Genomic DNA, 18,497 nt, shown 5'->3' with positions numbered 1-18,497 from the left:
CGTTAGGAAGTTCTCAAAACTTTATAATTAACAACAACCAAACAGCGCCGGTTACGGCCGGTCCAAACCGTGTTCACGGGAGTTATGAATGAGCGCATTCGGTCGCAGAACTGGTGTTGGCGGCATGGGTCAGGGGGCAAGGCCGACTTTTGGCGTTGCCCGCCCGATGAAGGGCGGTGCCATGCCGGAAGACCGCCGGGCTCCGCCACCCGGAGGTGACCAGTTCCCGCCACTGCCCGGTGGCCAGTCGGCCGATATTCCGGGAGGGATGCCCGAAGCCCTGCATCCGGCGAAGGCCGACGCGATGAGTCGCCTCGCCGACCGCGCCAATGGGGTGGTATCCGGCGAAGCCAAGGTCGAAGGCTTTGAAGCCAGCGTTCACAAGATCAAGGAGCAGGTGCTGCCGCGTCTGCTCGAACGTGTCGATCCCGAAGCAGCGGCGACTCTGACCAAGGAAGAACTGTCGGAAGAATTCCGGCCGATCATTCTCGAAGTCCTCGCCGAACTCAAGATCACGCTAAACCGCCGCGAACAGTTCGCACTGGAAAAGGTGCTGGTCGATGAACTGCTCGGGTTCGGGCCACTGGAAGAGCTACTCAGCGATCCCGACGTATCCGACATCATGGTCAATGGCCCCAACCAGACCTACATCGAAAAGAAGGGCAAGCTGCAGCTCGCAAGCATCAAGTTTCGCGATGAACAGCACCTGTTCCAGATTGCCCAGCGGATCGTGAACCAGGTCGGCCGTCGCGTCGACCAGACCACACCGCTGGCCGACGCCCGCCTGAAGGACGGCAGCCGCGTCAACGTAATCGTCCCGCCGCTCAGCTTGCGCGGTACCGCCATCTCGATTCGTAAGTTTTCCGAAAAGCCGATCACTCTCGATATGCTCAAGGACTTCGGCTCGATGAACGAGAAGATGGCCACTGCGCTGAAGATCGCTGGTGCCTGCCGCATGAACGTGGTGATTTCGGGCGGCACCGGCTCGGGTAAGACGACCATGCTCAATGCGCTGTCGAAAATGATCGATCCGGGCGAACGTGTTCTGACAATTGAAGACGCCGCCGAGCTTCGCTTGCAACAGCCTCACTGGCTGCCACTCGAAACCCGCCCTCCGAACCTGGAAGGCCAAGGTGAAATCACCATCGGCGACCTCGTGAAGAACGCGCTGCGTATGCGTCCGGACCGGATCATCCTGGGCGAAATTCGTGGTTCCGAATGTTTCGACCTTCTGGCGGCCATGAATACCGGCCACGATGGCTCGATGTGTACGCTGCACTCCAACAGCCCGCGTGAATGCCTCGCACGTATGGAAAACATGATCCTGATGGGCGACATCAAGATCCCGAAAGAGGCTATTTCGCGCCAGATCGCGGAATCGATCGACCTTATCGTTCAGGTAAAGCGCCTGCGCGACGGGTCACGCCGCACGACCAACGTCACAGAGGTGATCGGCATGGAAGGCGACGTTATCGTGACGCAGGAACTGTTCCATTTCGAGTATCTTGACGAAACCGAGGACGGCAAGATCATCGGTGAATTCCGCAGTTCGGGTCTCCGCCCCTATACCCTTGAGAAGGCTCGCCAGTTCGGGTTCGATCAAGCCTATCTGGAAGCTTGCCTCTGATCTCCACACCCATGCCACAGCGAATAGCGGCATGGGTGCAAAAAGCTTGATCCCAACACACCGCAATCTAAGGCGGGAACATGCCCGCCGTCCCCCAACAGCGCCCGATCCTCGCTCTCGCCATCCGCATTGCAGCGGTAGTGATGCTTTCGACGATGATCGCGATGGTCAAGCTGGTCGGGGAGCGCGGGGTTCACCTGCTGGAAACGATGTTCTGGCGGCAGTTTCTGACGGTTCCGCTCCTGCTGGCTTTCCTGGCGATGAGGGGGTCCCTTTCCCGTTTGCGAACCACACGCGTACAGCATCACTTTCGCCGGGCGATGATCGGCATGACCGGCATGGCCATGACATTTGGCGCAGCCCTTCTGCTTCCACTGGCAGAAGCACAGGCGCTGCAATTCACCGCACCGCTGTTCGCCACGATCCTCTCGGTATTTCTTCTCCATGAGAAAGTCGGTGCCTGGCGTCTGTCGGCGCTCATTTTGGGGTTTACCGGAATCCTCATCATAACCCAGCCGGGACAGGTCGATATTCCGCTGCTTGGTCTGGCAGTCGGGCTTGGGTCGGCTTTCGCCATCGCCTTGCTTTCAATCCTGGTGAAGGACCTCAATCGTTCCGAAGAACCGTTGACGATCGTCTTTTACTTCGCCGCATTTACCAGCCCAATCCTGGCCCTCAGCCTGCCATTCGTCTCTGTCGCCCATGATGCGACTACCTGGATTCTTCTGATGCTGATGGGTCTGTGCGGCTTTGCCGGTCAGATACTGTTGACGATGTCGTTGAGGTTCGGGTCGGTCTCCAGCGTCATAGTCATGGATTATTCAGGGCTGGTGTGGTCGACACTGTATGGCGCGCTGTTGTTCGATCAGTTTCCGCCCGCCGCAACCTGGATCGGTGCGCCGCTGATCATAACCGCCGGGCTGGTCATCGCCTGGCGCGAGCATTCCCAGGTTCGTGCCACGATCAGGGCGGAAACCATGCTCGGTCGATGATGGAACCGAAGGCGGGAAAGTACGTTTGGCACGAGCAAGCTCACCGCAAGGCGCTGCTCTTCAAAAGGGACAACAAGATGGTACGCAAATTCATCCTCGCTCTGGCTATCAGCGGCATCGCCCTGACTGCTACCGCCTGTAACACGGTAAAGGGTGTTGGACGGGACATCGAATCGGTTGGGCAGGCCGCCGACGACGCCATGTAAAAAGCCGCGAAAAGAAGGGCCTCAGTCGCCCTTCTTGCGGTAGACCAGCATGAGATTGTTGGCGGGCATGGCGCTCCGCCGTGTGCGGGTGAAACCATTACCCGCCGCCAACATGTCCATGTCAGCAAGGGCGCGAATACCCCAGGCGGAATTGCGCGCCCTCAGACTGGCATCGAAATCCAGATTGGACGGGGCGGTATCGACGCCCTCTTCAAGATAGGGCCCGTAAAGTACGAGCGGCGCCCCCGCCGGCAATATCCTTGCGCCACCCGCAAACAGCCCCTCAGTCGCGCTCCATGGGCTGATATGCACCATATTGATGCATACGATGGCCTCCGCAGACTCGACCGGCCATGTTGCATCCGCTGCGTTGAGCGCCACTGGTTCGCGCAGGTTTGGCAGGTCCGCATCACCTCGCCATGTCGCGATGGAACTTCGCGCCGTGCCATCCGGGTCGCTTGGCTGCCAGGCAAGAGCAGGAAAACGTTCAGCAAAAAATACCGCGTGTTCACCAGTGCCGCTCGCCACCTCCAGAACCAGACCACTCTCGGGCAGTTCCTCCATGAGAATAGCGGCAATCGGCTCCCGATTACGGGCGGTCGCTGGAGCATGCCGTTTCATGTCATGCGCCCCTGTCTGCGCGCGCGCTTTTCACGAACGACAAGCCAGAGAAGCAAACCGGCCGGGCCCGCCAGCAGCGTCAACAACAGGACGGGCGCCTGCGCGAGCCGCGAGAATCCCTTGGCTTCGGCATCCTTGACGATCCAGATCCCGATAAACAGATCGAACGCGAGATAATGCGACCAGCCGATGGCAACGCCTGCATCGGTTTCAAACATCGCACGGATGCCATCGATCGAAAAAAAGCCGGCATTGGTCACATCACCGCCCGGCGCCGTCACGCCCGCCAATACCGCCCCAAACGCGACTGCGTATAACAGGCAAAGGATTCCCACCCCGCAATAAAGCGCAAACGCCAGGAGCACCGGCTTCCGCGGAAGCAGGATCAGCACCGCCCAGCTGGCAAGGGCAAGCAGATTGACGAGGGCGAGGTAAAACTCCCACATGAGTTCAGCTTTCGGCCACGGCGGGCGCGCCGATCTCAGCAGAGGCGACTGGCGGCTGCCTCCGCCACACAGCCGCAAGCAGGCTACCGATCAGGACATGACAGACGGAGGACAACGCGCTGGGCACAGGAGCCAAAGCAGCCTGAAGCGGGTTCGGAAATTGGGCAGTGAACGAAGGAGAGGAAGCCAGGGTCGCGCCAAGGCCACTGTTTTGCATTCCGACTTCAATGCCCACTGTTCGCTGTTCGGCACTGCCAAGGCCCAGCACGCGCGCCAGAAGATAGCCGAGCCCAAACCCGGACGCATGCAGCAGCAGGACTGAGAGCAGCAGTATCCCGAAATTTGCCTCGATCAGTGGCTTCGACTTCGCAATAATGCCGCCTACGATCAACACGACTGTCAAAACCGACAGCATCGGCGAGGCATTGGCTGCCAGCTTCGTGACCTTGGGCATGTAACGGTTGAGAAGCACCCCTGCGATAACCGGCAACAGAACAATCGCCACCATCTCGCGAAACAGGCTCCAGCGATCGATTTCGACGAACACGCCGGCCAGCCAGCCTGTCAGTAGCGGCGTCAACGCTATGGCAACAAGAGTCGACGCCATTGTCATCGTGACAGACAGCGCCACGTTTGCCCGCGCCATATAGGTTATCACATTCGAAGCCGTCCCACCGGGGCAACATGAAACAAGAATGAGCCCCACAGCGAGGCCAGGCGCCAGGCCAAGTGCATGGGCCAGCACCACGCCAGTCACTGGCATAATCGTGAATTGCAGGACAACGCCTGCCACCACACACCGTGGCATGGCGAATACGCGCCGGAAATCGTCGAACGAGAGAGTAATGCCCATGCCAAGCATGATGACGCCCAGCAGGACGCTGATCAGCGGCTGACCGAAAGGGCGGATAGAGCCGTCGGCGACCCATATGAAATGTTCCGGGACCAGCCACGCCCACAGCGTACCCATCACCGTCCACAGCGCAAAAAGATTGGTCGCGCGCTGGATCATCCGAAAATCCCCTCCCCCGTCGTCCGAGCAAACCCGATAGCAGGTCAGAGGTGTATCAGGCCAGCTTCCTCTCGGCCCGCTTGCCCTGAGCGACTTCCTTGTCTGCGAGATCCCGTTCGAAGCGCCGCGCCGCCCGCATTATGCTGTCATGCTCATGCACGAAACGCCCCCCCGCCTTTTCCTGCGCCAGTTCCAGAATCGCCTCCGCCATTCGCTTGGCGGAAATAGATCTCAACCGGCGATTTCCCCCTTGCAGGAACATATCCATGATCGGGCTGAACCACATCGCCAATTGTTCACGCGGGCGCGGATCCTCCACGCGATGCCCACGAAGGAGGCCCGGCCGAAGAATATCGAGGCGGCCAAAGCGCATCTTCTGCAAGGCATCCTCAACCTCGCCCTTCACGCGCAGATAGAGATGGCGGCTCCGCCGATCCGCTCCAATCGATGAAACGACAATCAGCTGCCGAATATCGGCGTCCCTGGTCGCACGAGCAACATCCAGAACCAGCTTCTCATCCACCGCACGAAAGGCATCTTCGTCCCGCCCGGCCTTGCGCCAGGTCGTGCCCAGTGCGCAGACGACAGCATCCGGTCGCATGGACTCGATAATCTCAGGCCAGTGTTCCGTACCGGCAACGAACATTTCCATTCGTGCGCCCTGGGGCAACGCCACTCTGCGACGAGCGACTGCAGCCAGCCGCACGGGTTCATAACCCACGGCACATGCCATCACTGCCTGACCGATCAACCCGGTTGCGCCAATCAACAGGATCCGTCGGCTAGACATTGCGCAAGCCCTCCGGAATCCTCCCGTAAATCGCCGCATAGCAATCGATCGCATAGCGATCCGTCATGCCGGCAATGAAGTCCACGATATGCCTGCTACGTTCCGGTTCATCTCCAGGGACCTGCGTTGCCCAGCCATCCGCCATCAAAGCCGGGTCCTGTTCATAGGCGGCGAACAGAGATGCAATCACTTCACGCGCCCGCTCTGCCGTGGCGACCTGATCGGGGTGATTATAGAGCCTCGCATACATGAACGATTTCAACGCCCGTTCCTGCGCAGCAAATTCAGGTGAGAAACCGGCAAGCGGCCGTCCGGCAGCCCGCACTTCGTTCACTGAATCCACACCGTTCAGCTGGGCCCGCGTATGGTCGAGCAGGTCATTGACCATCAGCCCGATCTGTCCGCGTACAAGTTCGCGCAGCTGGCTGTCGCGAGCGGCATGGGGAAAACGTTTTTCAACGGCTCTCCACTGATCCGCGACGAAATCCAGAGTGAGCAGATCGTCCAGTTGCAGGAACCCGGCACGCAGCCCGTCATCTATATCGTGATTGTCGTAGGCGATGTCGTCGGACAACGCCGCAACCTGCGCTTCGAGCGACGGCCAGCTGTTCAATTCCACCGGGAAAGCGGCGTCCAGCTCTTCCAGCGCCCAATTCGGTTGGGCAACCGGCCCGTTATGCTTGGCAAGGCCTTCCAACAGCTCCCATGTCAGGTTCAGGCCGACATGATCGCAATAGGGGCTGTCGAGCCGCATCAGCATGCGCATGGCCATGGCATTGTGATCGAAACCGCCGCGGTTCCGCAGCGCTCCGTCCAGCGCCTTTTCCCCCGCATGGCCAAACGGGGGATGGCCGATGTCGTGGGCAAGGCACAAAGCCTCTGTCAGATCTTCATCGAGGCCCAGCGCGCGGGCCACCACACGCCCCACTTGCGCGACTTCGATACTGTGCGTCAGGCGAACTCGGTAATGGTCGCCGTCAGGCGCAATAAACACCTGGGTCTTATGGCGTAGCCGGCGAAACGAGATTGAATGAATGATCCGGTCCCGGTCACGCTGAAACTCGCTTCGCGGTCCCCGGGTACCAGCCCGGTCTTCCGGAAATTCACGGCCGCGCGAAATCGCGGGATCAGAGGCATAGGGCGCGCGGTTCATGCGCTGTGCGAACTAGGCCCGGTGAAGGGTTAACGCAATGGGGTCATCAGTGAACACATGGCCGTTTTTGGAGCAACTTCACTCGTCACCCAAGATCCACGCCGCTGCTTTTTCCGCATGGATCCGCGTGCAGTCATAGATCGGCAGGACATTGGCGTCGACGTCCACAACCAGTTCCAGCTCGGTACAGGCAAGAACAATCGCCCGCGCCCCCTCCTGCGCCTTCACTGTAATGATCGTTTTCAGCGCGCGCTGCGCATCGCGGGTTACCTTGCCGCAGGTCAGTTGATTGTAAATGATCCGGTCAAGGGTCTCGGTGTTCTTCATGTCCGGCGGCAGCAAGTCGACTCCGTGGGCAACCAGCCTCTCGCGGTAGAAGCTTTCTGTCATCACATTGCTGCTGCCGATCAACGCTGCGGTTTTCACTCCGTCGCGGCCCATTCTTTCCCCAACACACTCGGCGATGTGAATGACGGGAATGTCGACCGCTTCGGCGACACGGTCGTAAACCTTGTGCATCGAATTCGCCCCGATCAGCAGGGCACCGACCCCGGCGTCGGCCAGTCTCTTGGCGGAATCGACCAGGATACCCCCTGCACGGTCCCAGTCTTCGCTGCTGGTCAGACCTCGCAGATTGGTGAAATCGAGATTTTCGAGGAGCATCGGCGCGCTCGCGTGAGGGTCGCGACGCAATTGAATGATGCGATTGATATGTTCGTAGTATGTCCGGGTGGAGACCCAGCTCATGCCGCCGATCAGGCCGAGTTTACGCAATGCGGTGTTTCCCTGCTGTGCCCTTAGTGAATCCGTACCAATTAAGGCCATATCAACCTTGCTACAACGTTACCCGTGACAATGGCCGGGCGTTAGATCGGGCCTCTCGTGCGATCACTGGAGACAGAAAAAGGCGGCTCCAGATATGGAACCGCCTCTTTTCACTGAAAAATCACAAAGCCGCGCGTCAGAGCGACTTGATGATTTCCTCAACCATTTTCTTGGCATCGCCAAGCAGCATCATGGTCTGGTCCATATAGAACACATCGTTATCGACCCCGGAATAACCGACACCGCCCATGGAACGCTTGATGAAGAAGATCGTCTTTGCCTTGTCCACATCGAACACCGGCATGCCATAGATCGGGCTCGACTTGTCGCTCTTCGCTGCTGGATTAACAACGTCATTCGCACCGATGATGAAAGCGACATCGGCCTGTGCGAACTCGCTATTGATATCTTCCAGCTCAAACACCTCGTCATACGGGACATTGGCCTCGGCCAGCAGCACGTTCATGTGGCCAGGCATACGCCCCGCTACCGGGTGAATCGCGTATTTTACGTTGACGCCTTCTTCCTTCAGCAGATCGCCCATCTCACGCAGCGTATGCTGCGCCTGTGCGACGGCCATGCCGTAGCCCGGAATAATGATGACGTTTTGCGCTTCCTTCAGCAGGAAAGCCGCATCTTCCGCACTGCCCCGCTTCCAGGGACGATCGGACTTGGCCGCTCCGGCACCGCCCGATCCGCCATCGTCCGCACCGAAACCGCCAGCAATCACCGAAATGAAGCTGCGATTCATTGCCCGGCACATGATGTACGACAGGATCGCACCCGAAGAACCCACCAGCGCGCCGGTAATGATCATCGCGGTGTTATGCAGCGTGAAGCCCATCGCCGCCGCGGCCCAACCCGAATAGGAATTGAGCATGGAAACAACCACCGGCATGTCTGCGCCGCCGATCGGGATGATCAGCAGGAAACCGATGATAAACGACAGCAACGTGATCGCGGCAATCACTTCGATCGACTGATCGGTAGTGAAATACCCCGTCAGACCCACGATCAGCGCCAATGTGCCGAGATTGATGATATGGCGGCCCGGAAGCATGATCGGCGCACCGCTCATCTTGCCGGCGAGTTTCAGGAAAGCGATCACCGAACCGGAGAAGGTGATCGCGCCGATGGCGATACCGAGGCCCATTTCCACCCGGCTGACCGGATTGATCGTCCCATCGGGCAACAGAATGCCGAACGCATCCGGGTTGAAGTAGGCAGCAAGCCCCACCAAAACCGCGGCCAGGCCGACGAGCGAGTGAAATGCAGCGACAAGCTGGGGCATGTCGGTCATCGCAATCTTGCGGGCGATGACGAAACCGATCCCGCCACCAATCGCAATCGCAATCGCGATTTCCGGCAAGGTCGCTACCGAATGGGTCACCAGAGTCGTAACCACCGCGATCAGCATGCCGATCATGCCGAAGCGATTGCCCCGACGCGAAGACGCAGGTGAACTCAGCCCCCGCAGCGCGAGAATGAAGAGTACGCCCGAAATGAGATAAGCGATCAATGCCCACGCAGGCAGCGGCATATGCGCCGCAGCGTCCGCAATCGAGGCATTCCCCACATGCAGCGGAAGATCGCCTGACGCGAAATCGGCAGCTTGCGCTGTCGTGGCCAGAAATGCCGACAGCCCCGCAAAGGCAGAAGCCCAACGCACTGCGCCCGAGCGCAACAACTGGTGCCCCGCCCGTGCGGGAGACAGGAAGCGAGGAGAGCCCATTATTTGCGCTCCTTCTTCTTGTACATTGCGAGCATGCGCTCGGTAACGGCGAAGCCGCCAAAAATGTTGATGCTGGCCAGCACCACCCCAGCAAGGCCAAGCCATTTGGCCACCGGGCTGCCCGCTGCGGCCGCAGCGATCAGCGCCCCAACGATAATGACCGAAGAAATCGCGTTGGTCACCGCCATAAGCGGCGTGTGAAGAGCCGGAGTAACCGACCACACCACATAATACCCGACGAAGCAGGCCATTACGAAGATCGAAAGGATATTGATGAAGTCCATGACTTAGTTATTCCCTCTCACCCGAGCAGCCGTTCGTTAACGACCTTGCCGGCTTGCGTAAGCCGCACGGCATTGCCGATTTCCTCGTCCAGCACGGGTTTGCCCGCCTCATTGTCCCAGAAGGCCGACAGGAAATTATAGAGATTGCGCGAAAACAGGGCCGAAGCATCCGCCGCAAGATGGGCCGGCGTGTTCGAGTAACCCATGATCTTGACGCCGTGTTTCTCGACGACCTGATCGGCAACCGAACCCTCGACATTCCCCCCTTGCCCAACCGCGAGATCGAAAATCACGCTGCCGGGCTTCATCGTCGCGATCTGTGCATCGGAAATCAGCCGCGGAGCGGCACGACCCGGAATCAGCGCCGTCGTGATTACGATATCCTGCTTGGCAATGTGGGACGATACCAGTGCAGCTTGCGCCTTCTGGTATTCTTCCGACATTTCGGTGGCATAGCCACCCTGCCCTTCACCCTCGATGCCAGCGACTTCTTCCACGAAGATCGGCTTGGCACCAAGTGATTGAATCTGTTCCTTCGTCGCGGATCGCACGTCGGTTGCTGAAACTTGCGCGCCCAGACGGCGCGCTGTCGCGATCGCCTGCAAGCCGGCAACACCCACGCCCATGACGAAGACCCGCGCGGCGGTAATCGTGCCCGCCGCAGTCATCATCATCGGAAAGGCACGCCCGTAAGTATCGGCCGCCGCGATGACAGCCTTGTAACCGGCGAGGTTCGACTGGCTCGAAAGCACGTCCATGGATTGCGCACGCGTGATACGCGGCATGAATTCCATCGCCAGCGCCTCGATTCCGGCGGAAGCATAAGAATCGATTCGCGCCCTTTGCCCGAAGGGATCGAGCACAGCGGCCAGCCACACGCCCGGCTTCGCCCCGGCCAGCAGCGCCGGGTCCGGCCCCTGAACACCGAAAACGATGTCGGCATCCTTGACGACACTATCCAACGGCCCCACTTCTGCCCCGGCTTCCCGGTAGACAGCGTCGCCGATGGATGCTCGTTCGCCTGCGCCCTGCTCGACCGCCACAGCAGCACCGAGCGCGATAAATTTCTTTACCGTCTCGGGAGTTGCGGAAACACGGCTTTCTCCTGCGGCCCGTTCCTTGAGGACCGCAATCCTGGTCTGACCTGCCATCAATTAGCGATCAGGACGATAACCAGCAGAGCAACCAGCGCACAAATCGGCGTTGCCCATTTCACCAAGGTAACGAAGTTTTCGTAGGATTGTTCTGCGGCCTTCATGTTATTCCCAGAAGCCATAAATCGCCTTCCCCAGTTCAATAAAAGCGGCCAATCCGAGGCCGCATCGCGCCTGCTCTAGCTTTCCGTCGCCTGTCGTCAAGGCTCGGTTTGATTGAGTGATCCGACTTACCCCCAAGCCAACCGCTGACCCGGTGGTAAGCTTAATCAGCTCTTTACTCCCCCGCGTTATTCGTCGGTCCGTACCAATTAGGGACAGATGAGGACCATGAGCGAAAGCGAAGAGCGACTGTTGATGCTGATCGACGATGAACCGGCACAGAGCCGGCTGATCAGTGCGCTCGCCGCACGCGAAGGCTGGCGGTCATTGATCGTGCGCGATTCGGAAACGGCCATTGCCACGCTCGGCACACGCCAGGGCATGCAATTGGGTGCGATCATCCTCGACCAATGGGTTCCTGGCGATGACGCCTGCGCTCTAATTTCCGAATTGAAATCGCGACGCCCGGCCTTGCCGATCCTGATGCTGACCACCAGTGCCAGCCCATTGCTGGCAGTCGAAGCCATGCGCGCAGGCGCGACGGACTATCTCGTCAAGCCGGTTTCGCCCGACCGCCTCATGCAGGCGCTGCGCAGCGCAACGACCCGTGAAGCACCTCGTGACGAGTTGCAGCCGCTGACGGAAAAGATCGCAGCGACTCTGGATTTCGATGCCATGATCGGCACCAATGCCGAATTTCGCACTGCCCTGGCGAAAGCTGCGAAAGCCGCGCGTGGCCATGGAAGTGTCCTGATCGAAGGAGAGAGCGGAACCGGCAAGGAGATGCTCGTTCATGCCATGCATGCAGCCAGTCCCCGAGCGAAAAATCAGCTGCGCATTGTCAACATCGGCGGTATCCCGGTCAACTCCGTGGAATCCGTGTTGTTCGGCCATGAAAAAGGTGCCTTTCCCGGCGCATTCGACCGCCAGATCGGCGCGCTGCAGCATTGCGACGGCGGCACCCTGGTACTCGATGAGATCGACCGCCTCCCGCCGACAGCGCAAGACCGGCTGGCCGAAGCTCTGAAAACGCAACAGGTTCGGCCTATCGGCGCGCAGCACCGCTTCCGCGTGGATGTCAGGATCATTTCGGCGAGCAACTGGCCATTGGAAGAGCTGGTGGCAGCTGGGGCTTTCCGTCCCGATCTCTATGAAGCACTGTCCAATACCCGCGTCGTATTGCCTCCTCTGCGTGCACGACCGGGGGATATCCCAGCCCTGACCCGCTATTTTCTCCACCACATCGGGGAGCAACCGGGCCTGCGCCCGCTCAGTATCACCGATGGCGCTCTCGCGCTGCTTTCTGCCTACGACTGGCCGGGTAACGTGCGCCAGTTGCAGGCGACGCTGTTCCGCGCGGCTGTGTTCTGCGACGGGGATGCTCTCACCGCGCAGGATTTCCCGCAGCTGTCCGAGCTGCTGGGAGATACGCAAGCCTCGCTTAACAACGCGCAGGACGGTGTCGGAATCGAGCTATATACCGAAGACGGCAATTTGCGGCCGCTAGAAGAGATTGAGGCCGATGTTATTCGCCTTGCCATCGGCCACTATCGCGGCCGGATGAGCGAAGTGGCCCGTCGCCTCGGCATCGGGCGTTCTACCCTTTACCGGAAGCTGGGGGATCTGGGGATCGAAGGCTCCAACGCGGCCTGACAAACCGTCATTCCGTAGGGGGCTCGATCCACAGTCGCTATTGCGTTTAGAGGGCCGGCAATTCGCTGAAATCGGTGAGCGCACCATCCCGCAGCCCGCGCCAGACATCGCGTGCCTGCACGGTTTCAGCCACATCGTGAACCCGCAACAGCTGCACACCGGCATTCATGCCGTGGATGGCGACTGCCACTGAACCGCCCAGCCGTTCATGGACTGGCGCTTCATTGGCAAGCGCACCGATAAACCGTTTGCGACTGGCCCCCAGAAGCAAAGGCTGCCCCAACGCATGATAAAGCGGTAACGCGTTCAGCACCGCAAGGTTATGTGCCAGCGACTTGCCGAAACCGACACCAGGGTCGAGAATAATCTTCTCGCGCGCAATGCCCGCTGCAATGGCCGCATCGCGCCGCTGCTTGAGCCAGTCGAACACATCAAGGGCTGGATTGGTGTATTCGGCACAGGCGTGAAGGTCTTCCCCCTCACCGGGTGCATGCATCAATATCACCGGGGCGCCACGGGCCACTGCGAATTCAAGCGCACGCGGGTCATGACGCAAGGCCGAGACATCATTGATGACATGCGCCCCAGCCTCAAGCGCCGCCTCCATGACACCGACACGGCGTGTATCGACGCTGATAGCTGCGCCCATCGAAGACAGGCTTTGCACTGCCGGAACGACGCGCTTCAGTTCATCGCCTTCCCATACGGCAGCCGCGCCGGGCCGGGTGCTCTCCCCCCCGACATCGACGATTGCTGCCCCGCGTTCGAGCATTGCAGCAGCGTGATTGCGCGCCTCCTCCGGATTATCGAGGAACTTACCGCCATCGGAGAAACTGTCCGGCGTGACATTGAGAATACCCATGACCTGCGGCTGATCGAGCCGGATGGTACGTTCGCCGCATTGCAGGGGGGCGTGGACAGTCTGGAGCCCAGCCCACTGCGCTGCCCCCTCAGCAGCCAGATCGGCCGGCAGACAGGTCAGCGCATCCTGCATGTTGGCAACCGAAACCCGTTCCCGTGACAGGATCTTGTCATTTTGCCGCACGATCAGAGCAAAGCGGTGCGCATAGACCATGCCACCACCAAGCCGGATCGCTTCTCCCTCTTCACTTTGCGGGCTGGGGGTAAGACCGATCGGACGGATATAAAGCTGCTGGGTCACAACACGGCACCCTCACGCCGCGATTGCTGCTGCGGCCACGCAAATGACAGTGGGCAGATCAATCTTCCACGCTCAGCAAATAAAGCTGGCGCAGTGCATCGAGGGGTTTCACCGCACCGTCATGTTCAAGGTGCCAGAAGGTCCAGCCGTTGCAGCTTGGCGCACCCTGCAGTGTCTTGCCGACGCCATGGATCGAGCCAATGTTGTCCTTGCCGCTCTCCAGAGAACCGTCCGCCCGCACTGTCGCAGCCCAGCGGCGCTGCTTGTCGAACACCTGCGTCCCCGGCGGGATCAGTCCGGCCTCAACCAGTGCGCCGAATGCCACACGAGGCGCATCCTTGCGGCTCTGCATGGTCGTCAGTGAACTTTCGTCCAGCGGCAAGGCCATCTCGATCCGCTCCAGCGCTGCTTCGCGATAGCCTCCTTCACGTTCGCAGCCGATCCATTCCCGGCCAAGACGCTTCGCCACCGCACCGGTCGTGCCTGTACCGAAAAACGGATCGAGCACGACATCGCCTTTTTCCGTGGTCGCCAGCATGACCCGGTAGAGCAATGCCTCCGGCTTCTGCGTCGGGTGGACCTTATGTCCCCCCTTCTTCAGCCGTTCCTGACCACTGCAAATCGGTATCACCCAGTCCGACCGCATCTGCAGTTCGTCATTAAGCGTCTTCATAGCACGGTAGTTGAAATGGTATTTTGCCTTCTCACCCATGCTCGCCCAGATCAGCGTTTCGTGCGCATTGGTAAAACGGGTGCCACGGAAATTCGGCATGGGGTTCGATTTCCGCCAGACGATGTCGTTGAGTATCCAGAACCCCAGATCCTGCAAGATCGCACCGACGCGGAAAATGTTGTGATAGGACCCGATGACCCACAGGGCCCCATCCGGCTTCAGGATGCGCCGCGCCTCCGTCAACCAGTCTCGCGTGAACCCGTCATAGACCGCGAAGCTGTCGAACCTGTCCCATTCGTCAGTCACGGCATCGACATGGCTGCCGTCCGGGCGATTGAGGTCGCCGCCAAGCTGGAGATTATACGGCGGATCGGCAAAGATCAGATCAATGCAATTATCCGGCAGCGAACGCATCGCTTCGACGCAATCGCCATCGAGAATCCGCCCCAGAGGCAACTCCGCCTTGGCAACCGCTCGCGCCTTTTTGGGCTCTGCGCGCGCTGGCGCGCGAACCTTTGTCAGTACCTGAACCATCCGTATTCAAACCCCCTTAGTTATCCACAGGGTGAGTCTTCGCGGACTCCGCGTCAAGCTCGGATCGTCACAGTATCTTCGCAAAGCATTCTTAAGTGCCTGCTAATGCGATGAGAACACAAGGAGTCCCACACAGCATCTGGAGTCTGGGAACGGTGCGCGGACTCGATATCTAGGGGTGTGGCACGAAGGACTCTCAACCCGATTTTTTTGTGGTCAGAGAGATTTCGCGCTCGATCCCGATTGCTTCCAGAAAGGCAGCGTCATGGCTGACCACCAATAGCGCGCCATCCCATGCCGCCAAGGCACGTTCCAGTTCCTCTATCGCATCAAGATCGAGATGATTGGTCGGCTCGTCCAGAACCAGCAATTGCGGCACCCGCGGCCCGGAACAGACAACTGCCAGCCCTGCCCGCAATTTTTCACCCCCGCTCAACGTGCCTGCCGGACGCAGCGCCTCACGGTTGCGGAATGCGAAACGAGCAAGGATTTCATGCGATTTATGTATCGTTATTTCAGGATAGTAAGAGCGAATATTATCAACCAGTGTGAGATGGGGATCGAGCAGCTGCACATGTTGGTCCAGCATGGCAACGGCGCCACTCGTGCGCCGGACCATTCCCGACGCAGGGCGATCCTTGCCTGTCACCACACGCAACAGACTGGTCTTGCCACTCCCATTCGACCCGGCCAACGAAACGCGTTCCGGGCCGGTTAGAGACAGGGAAATGGGCCCCGCAACCCGCTTTCCTGCCCGCTCGATCGTGACGTCCCGCATTTCCAGCACAACGCGATTGGCGGGCAAGCCACTGGCTGGCAGTGCAATCGTCAATGGCGTTACAGCCGCAACCCGTTTGCGGGCATGATCGAGCGTTTCCAGCACTTCCTGTGTCTGCCGTTCCGCCAGCAGCCTGTTCCCCGCCGCAGTGTGTTCGGCCCGTTCCCTCCGTTTACTGAGCAGTATTTTCGGCTGATCCCCCCGCGCCTTGACCGCCCGCCCGGCCTTGTCCCGCCGCGCCTGCTTTTCCACCTGCCGCTGGGCTGCCTGCGCCTGTTGACCAACTGCGCGTTTCGCCCGGTCGAGTTCCGCCTCCGCCCGTTCCCGCGCCGCATCCCGCGCGGCCGCAAAACTGCTCCAACCGCCGCCATGAACAGTCACGCCTGTTGGCGTGAGTTCCGCGATGCGATCCATCTGCTCCAGCAATGCCCGGTCATGGCTGGCGACCAATGCCCCTCCCTGCCAATCGCGCAGCAAGACATGTATCGCCTCTCGTCCAACCTGGTCGAGATTGTTGGTCGGTTCATCCAGCAGGAGCAGGTCCGGTCGCTCCACCATGAGGCGAGCCAGGCCCAACCTTGTTCTTTCTCCACCGCTCAGGCTTGCGACGTCACGCTCCACCTCAAGGCCGGACAGACCGGCAGCAGCCAGCGCCTGTTCCAGTCGTTCAGGGAGGTCCCATTGCGCAAGGGCGGCATCGTCAGCCGAACCGACACCGTGCTCCAGCCTCGCCATCGCCCCAATTACCTCGGCAATACCGAGCGCCTGCGCAACGTTGCCATCGGACGGCTGTACCTGTTGCAGAAAACCGGCTGTCCCATGGGACGTCACTGTTCCCGAGGCAGGCTCGCGCAGTCCGGCCGCAATAGCCAGCAGAGTTGATTTACCGCAGCCGTTGCGGCCGACAAGCCCGACACGTTCGCGCCCCAGCGCGAGAGTGAGTTCCGGAAAGAGTGGGGTTCGATCAGGCCGAGTGGCAGAGAGGCGATCGAATACGAGAAGAGAAGACATAGGACACCATGGAAGCAGCTTGGAAAATCGGTTCAATTTCCATGCTGTTGTTCACGATGCCTTACTCCTTCTCACACGTTCGAAAGGTCCCTTTATCAGAACATGGCCAGTTGCGCCACCGGGGCGAAGCTTCGTCGATGCAGCGGTGTCGGGCCATGCGTCCGCAAGGCCGCCATGTGCTCTTTCGTCCCATAGCCCATGTTGCGTTCCCACCCGTAATGGGGGTGCTTGAGCGCAGCTTCCCGCATCAGGCGATCACGATGTTCCTTGGCAATTATCGAAGCTGCGGAAATACAGGGTTCCAGCCCGTCGCCGCCCACCAGCGCACGCGCGGGCCAACGCCAGCCTTCACACCGCCCCGCAGGCGTCAGGTTACCGTCGATCAGTACATCCTCCGGGTCCCCGCCCAGTTCGGTACACAACCCCGCCATCGCCCGCGTCATGGCCAACATGGTTGCGGCGAAGATATTCAGCCGGTCGATCTCCTCCACATCGGCAATACCGAGCGCCCAATGGCAGGTTCCCTTGATCGACTCTTCCAATGCGGCCCGGCGCTTGGCCGACAGCTTCTTGGAATCGTCAAGCCCGGTAGGCGCGTTGCGCCCGAGCACGACGGCAGCCGCGATGACCGGGCCGGCAAGCGGCCCTCGCCCGGCTTCGTCCACACCGGCGACAATACCCTGCTGAGCGGAGAAGAGGAGCCTGCCCATAGCCTCGTCATCGCCGCAAGCAGCAGCCAAGCACAAGGGGAGCGGGCGCGATATCCACGCCCAATAGCCGATCCGATAGTTCGTTCAGGCAGGTGGCAGGCCGGGATCGATCCCTGTTTTCTCGATCGAGACATCCCACAGACGGCGAGCCGTTTCCGGGTCCGTCGCGGCTTTCACCCGCTTCGCGAGTCCCGACGGGCCACGCATCTCACCCATTCCTTGCGGCCCATAGTATCCACCCGCCACCACAGCGGGATCGGTGGCCGCCTGCAATGTCGGCCATGCGCCCATTTCCGCCGTATTGAGCATCCAGCCGAAGAAGCGAATGAAGAATCTGAACCCTGCGGAATTGCGCCCAAGTTCAGTAGCCGCGACACCGGGATGACATCCAACTGCCATTACAGGAGAGCCGGATGCCCGCAAACGCCTGTCCAACTCGTAAAGAAACAGCAAGTTTGCAAGCTTGCTGTCGGCGTAGCGCTGTGAAGTCTTGTAGCTCTTGCGCGCGTCCAGGTCGTCCCAGTCGATCTTGCCGAACCGGTGCGCAAGACTTGCCGTCACAACTACCCGCGAACCGGGCGTCTCCGACAATTTGGGCAACAACAGGGACGTCAGAGCGAAGCAGCCCAGATGATTGACACCAAATTGCGGCTCGAAGCCCTGGGCGGTGTGAACCAGAGGCGGGTACATGACGCCCGCATTGTTCACCAGTGCATCAATCCGGGGTTCTGCCGAAACCTGCTCTGCCGCAGCTCGCACACTGGCCAGGTCCCCCTGATCGAGTTTCAAAAAAGTGAGATCGGCATCAGGCGTTACCTCACGGATACGCACCATCGCCGCCTTTGCCTTGTCACGGTTCCTGCAGGCCAGAACGACCCGTGCACCGCGCGCTGCCAGAACCGCAGAAGCCGAGAACCCAAGGCCGGCGTTGGCGCCGGTCACTACGAAACACTTGCCCTCTTGCGATGGCACGTCCGCTTCAGTGAACGCCATTGTCATTCTCCCCCACATCACCTCTGATTGAAGTGATCT

The 18,497-nt window shown here is 60.0% G+C and carries 19 protein-coding genes; 4 read left to right on the top strand and 15 right to left on the bottom strand.

Translation table 11 applies throughout. The annotated features are described in order from the left end of the window. The first annotated feature begins 88 nt into the window (after positions 1–88). The 3 genes from MB02_RS14860 to MB02_RS14850 all read left to right on the top strand — a co-directional run bounded on the left by MB02_RS14860 (position 89) and on the right by MB02_RS14850 (position 2,825). Positions 89–1,627 (top strand): CpaF family protein, encoded by a 1,539-nt coding sequence (locus tag MB02_RS14860; protein ID WP_156495542.1) that lies wholly within the window; start codon positions 89–91, stop codon positions 1,625–1,627. An 80-nt stretch (positions 1,628–1,707) separates the two neighbouring features. Further along, positions 1,708–2,619: a DMT family transporter gene (locus MB02_RS14855; RefSeq protein ID WP_067539426.1), complete on the top strand. Its 912-nt coding sequence runs from the start codon at positions 1,708–1,710 to the stop codon at positions 2,617–2,619. A gap of 77 nt (positions 2,620–2,696) precedes the next feature. Then, positions 2,697–2,825 carry an entericidin A/B family lipoprotein gene (locus tag MB02_RS14850; protein WP_067539781.1) on the top strand — a complete coding sequence of 43 codons (129 nt, stop codon included), beginning with the start codon at positions 2,697–2,699 and terminating at the stop codon, positions 2,823–2,825. Positions 2,826–2,846: 21 nt separating this feature from the next. Here MB02_RS14850 and MB02_RS14845 read toward each other — a convergent pair whose 3' ends face one another. From MB02_RS14845 to MB02_RS14800, 10 genes are all read right to left on the bottom strand, one after another. After that, on the bottom strand, positions 2,847–3,446 hold the full coding sequence (locus MB02_RS14845) for a DUF938 domain-containing protein (protein ID WP_067539423.1): 600 nt from the start codon (positions 3,444–3,446) through the stop codon (positions 2,847–2,849). Further along, complete coding sequence (locus tag MB02_RS14840) at positions 3,443–3,892, bottom strand: abscisic acid-deficient protein Aba4 family protein (RefSeq protein WP_067539420.1); 450 nt, start codon at positions 3,890–3,892, stop codon at positions 3,443–3,445. The genes MB02_RS14845 and MB02_RS14840 overlap by 4 nt, the downstream gene beginning before the upstream one ends. A gap of 4 nt (positions 3,893–3,896) precedes the next feature. Further along, positions 3,897–4,904 (bottom strand): bile acid:sodium symporter family protein, encoded by a 1,008-nt coding sequence (locus MB02_RS14835; RefSeq protein ID WP_067539417.1) that lies wholly within the window; start codon positions 4,902–4,904, stop codon positions 3,897–3,899. A 55-nt stretch (positions 4,905–4,959) separates the two neighbouring features. Continuing rightward, positions 4,960–5,694, bottom strand: coding sequence for an NAD(P)H-binding protein (locus tag MB02_RS14830; RefSeq protein ID WP_067539414.1), 735 nt, complete (start codon positions 5,692–5,694; stop codon positions 4,960–4,962). Continuing rightward, positions 5,687–6,847, bottom strand: a complete 1,161-nt coding sequence (locus MB02_RS14825; protein WP_067539411.1) for a deoxyguanosinetriphosphate triphosphohydrolase — start codon at positions 6,845–6,847, stop codon at positions 5,687–5,689. Before MB02_RS14825 ends, MB02_RS14830 begins: the two co-directional genes overlap by 8 nt. A gap of 78 nt (positions 6,848–6,925) precedes the next feature. Next, positions 6,926–7,621, bottom strand: a complete 696-nt coding sequence (locus MB02_RS14820; protein ID WP_067539777.1) for an aspartate/glutamate racemase family protein — start codon at positions 7,619–7,621, stop codon at positions 6,926–6,928. Between the two features lie 187 nt (positions 7,622–7,808). Continuing rightward, entirely contained in the window at positions 7,809–9,212 is a 1,404-nt protein-coding gene (locus MB02_RS14815; protein ID WP_067539774.1) for an NAD(P)(+) transhydrogenase (Re/Si-specific) subunit beta, read from the bottom strand. 191 nt (positions 9,213–9,403) lie between these two features. Next, a complete protein-coding gene (locus MB02_RS14810) occupies positions 9,404–9,688 on the bottom strand; it encodes an NAD(P) transhydrogenase subunit alpha (protein ID WP_067539408.1) in 285 nt (94 codons plus the stop codon). A 17-nt stretch (positions 9,689–9,705) separates the two neighbouring features. Beyond that, positions 9,706–10,839 carry an NAD(P) transhydrogenase subunit alpha gene (locus MB02_RS14805; RefSeq protein ID WP_067539405.1) on the bottom strand — a complete coding sequence of 378 codons (1,134 nt, stop codon included), beginning with the start codon at positions 10,837–10,839 and terminating at the stop codon, positions 9,706–9,708. Further along, on the bottom strand, positions 10,839–10,964 hold the full coding sequence (locus MB02_RS14800; RefSeq protein WP_082826232.1) for an aa3-type cytochrome c oxidase subunit IV: 126 nt from the start codon (positions 10,962–10,964) through the stop codon (positions 10,839–10,841). The genes MB02_RS14805 and MB02_RS14800 overlap by 1 nt, the downstream gene beginning before the upstream one ends. A gap of 208 nt (positions 10,965–11,172) precedes the next feature. Here MB02_RS14800 and MB02_RS14795 point away from each other — a divergent pair, with 208 nt between their 5' ends. Then, positions 11,173–12,597 (top strand): sigma-54-dependent transcriptional regulator, encoded by a 1,425-nt coding sequence (locus MB02_RS14795; protein ID WP_067539399.1) that lies wholly within the window; start codon positions 11,173–11,175, stop codon positions 12,595–12,597. Between the two features lie 46 nt (positions 12,598–12,643). Here MB02_RS14795 and folP read toward each other — a convergent pair whose 3' ends face one another. The 5 genes from folP to MB02_RS14770 all read right to left on the bottom strand — a co-directional run bounded on the left by folP (position 12,644) and on the right by MB02_RS14770 (position 18,458). Next, positions 12,644–13,759, bottom strand: coding sequence for a dihydropteroate synthase (gene folP, locus MB02_RS14790; protein ID WP_067539396.1), 1,116 nt, complete (start codon positions 13,757–13,759; stop codon positions 12,644–12,646). Positions 13,760–13,817: 58 nt separating this feature from the next. Continuing rightward, positions 13,818–14,966: a site-specific DNA-methyltransferase gene (locus MB02_RS14785; protein ID WP_067539389.1), complete on the bottom strand. Its 1,149-nt coding sequence runs from the start codon at positions 14,964–14,966 to the stop codon at positions 13,818–13,820. A gap of 196 nt (positions 14,967–15,162) precedes the next feature. Further along, positions 15,163–16,755 carry an ABC-F family ATP-binding cassette domain-containing protein gene (locus tag MB02_RS14780; RefSeq protein ID WP_067539386.1) on the bottom strand — a complete coding sequence of 531 codons (1,593 nt, stop codon included), beginning with the start codon at positions 16,753–16,755 and terminating at the stop codon, positions 15,163–15,165. 95 nt (positions 16,756–16,850) lie between these two features. Further along, positions 16,851–17,465 carry a ribonuclease HII gene (locus tag MB02_RS14775; protein WP_067539383.1) on the bottom strand — a complete coding sequence of 205 codons (615 nt, stop codon included), beginning with the start codon at positions 17,463–17,465 and terminating at the stop codon, positions 16,851–16,853. An 84-nt stretch (positions 17,466–17,549) separates the two neighbouring features. Then, positions 17,550–18,458, bottom strand: a complete 909-nt coding sequence (locus MB02_RS14770; protein ID WP_235829536.1) for an oxidoreductase — start codon at positions 18,456–18,458, stop codon at positions 17,550–17,552. Between the last annotated feature and the right edge of the window lie 39 nt (positions 18,459–18,497).

This window comes from Croceicoccus estronivorus (genome assembly GCF_001625325.1).
In the GTDB taxonomy this organism is placed as follows: Bacteria; Pseudomonadota; Alphaproteobacteria; order Sphingomonadales; family Sphingomonadaceae; genus Caenibius; species Caenibius estronivorus.
Note: the sequence above shows the minus strand (reverse complement) of the source record. Positions and strands in the feature narration are given on the sequence as shown.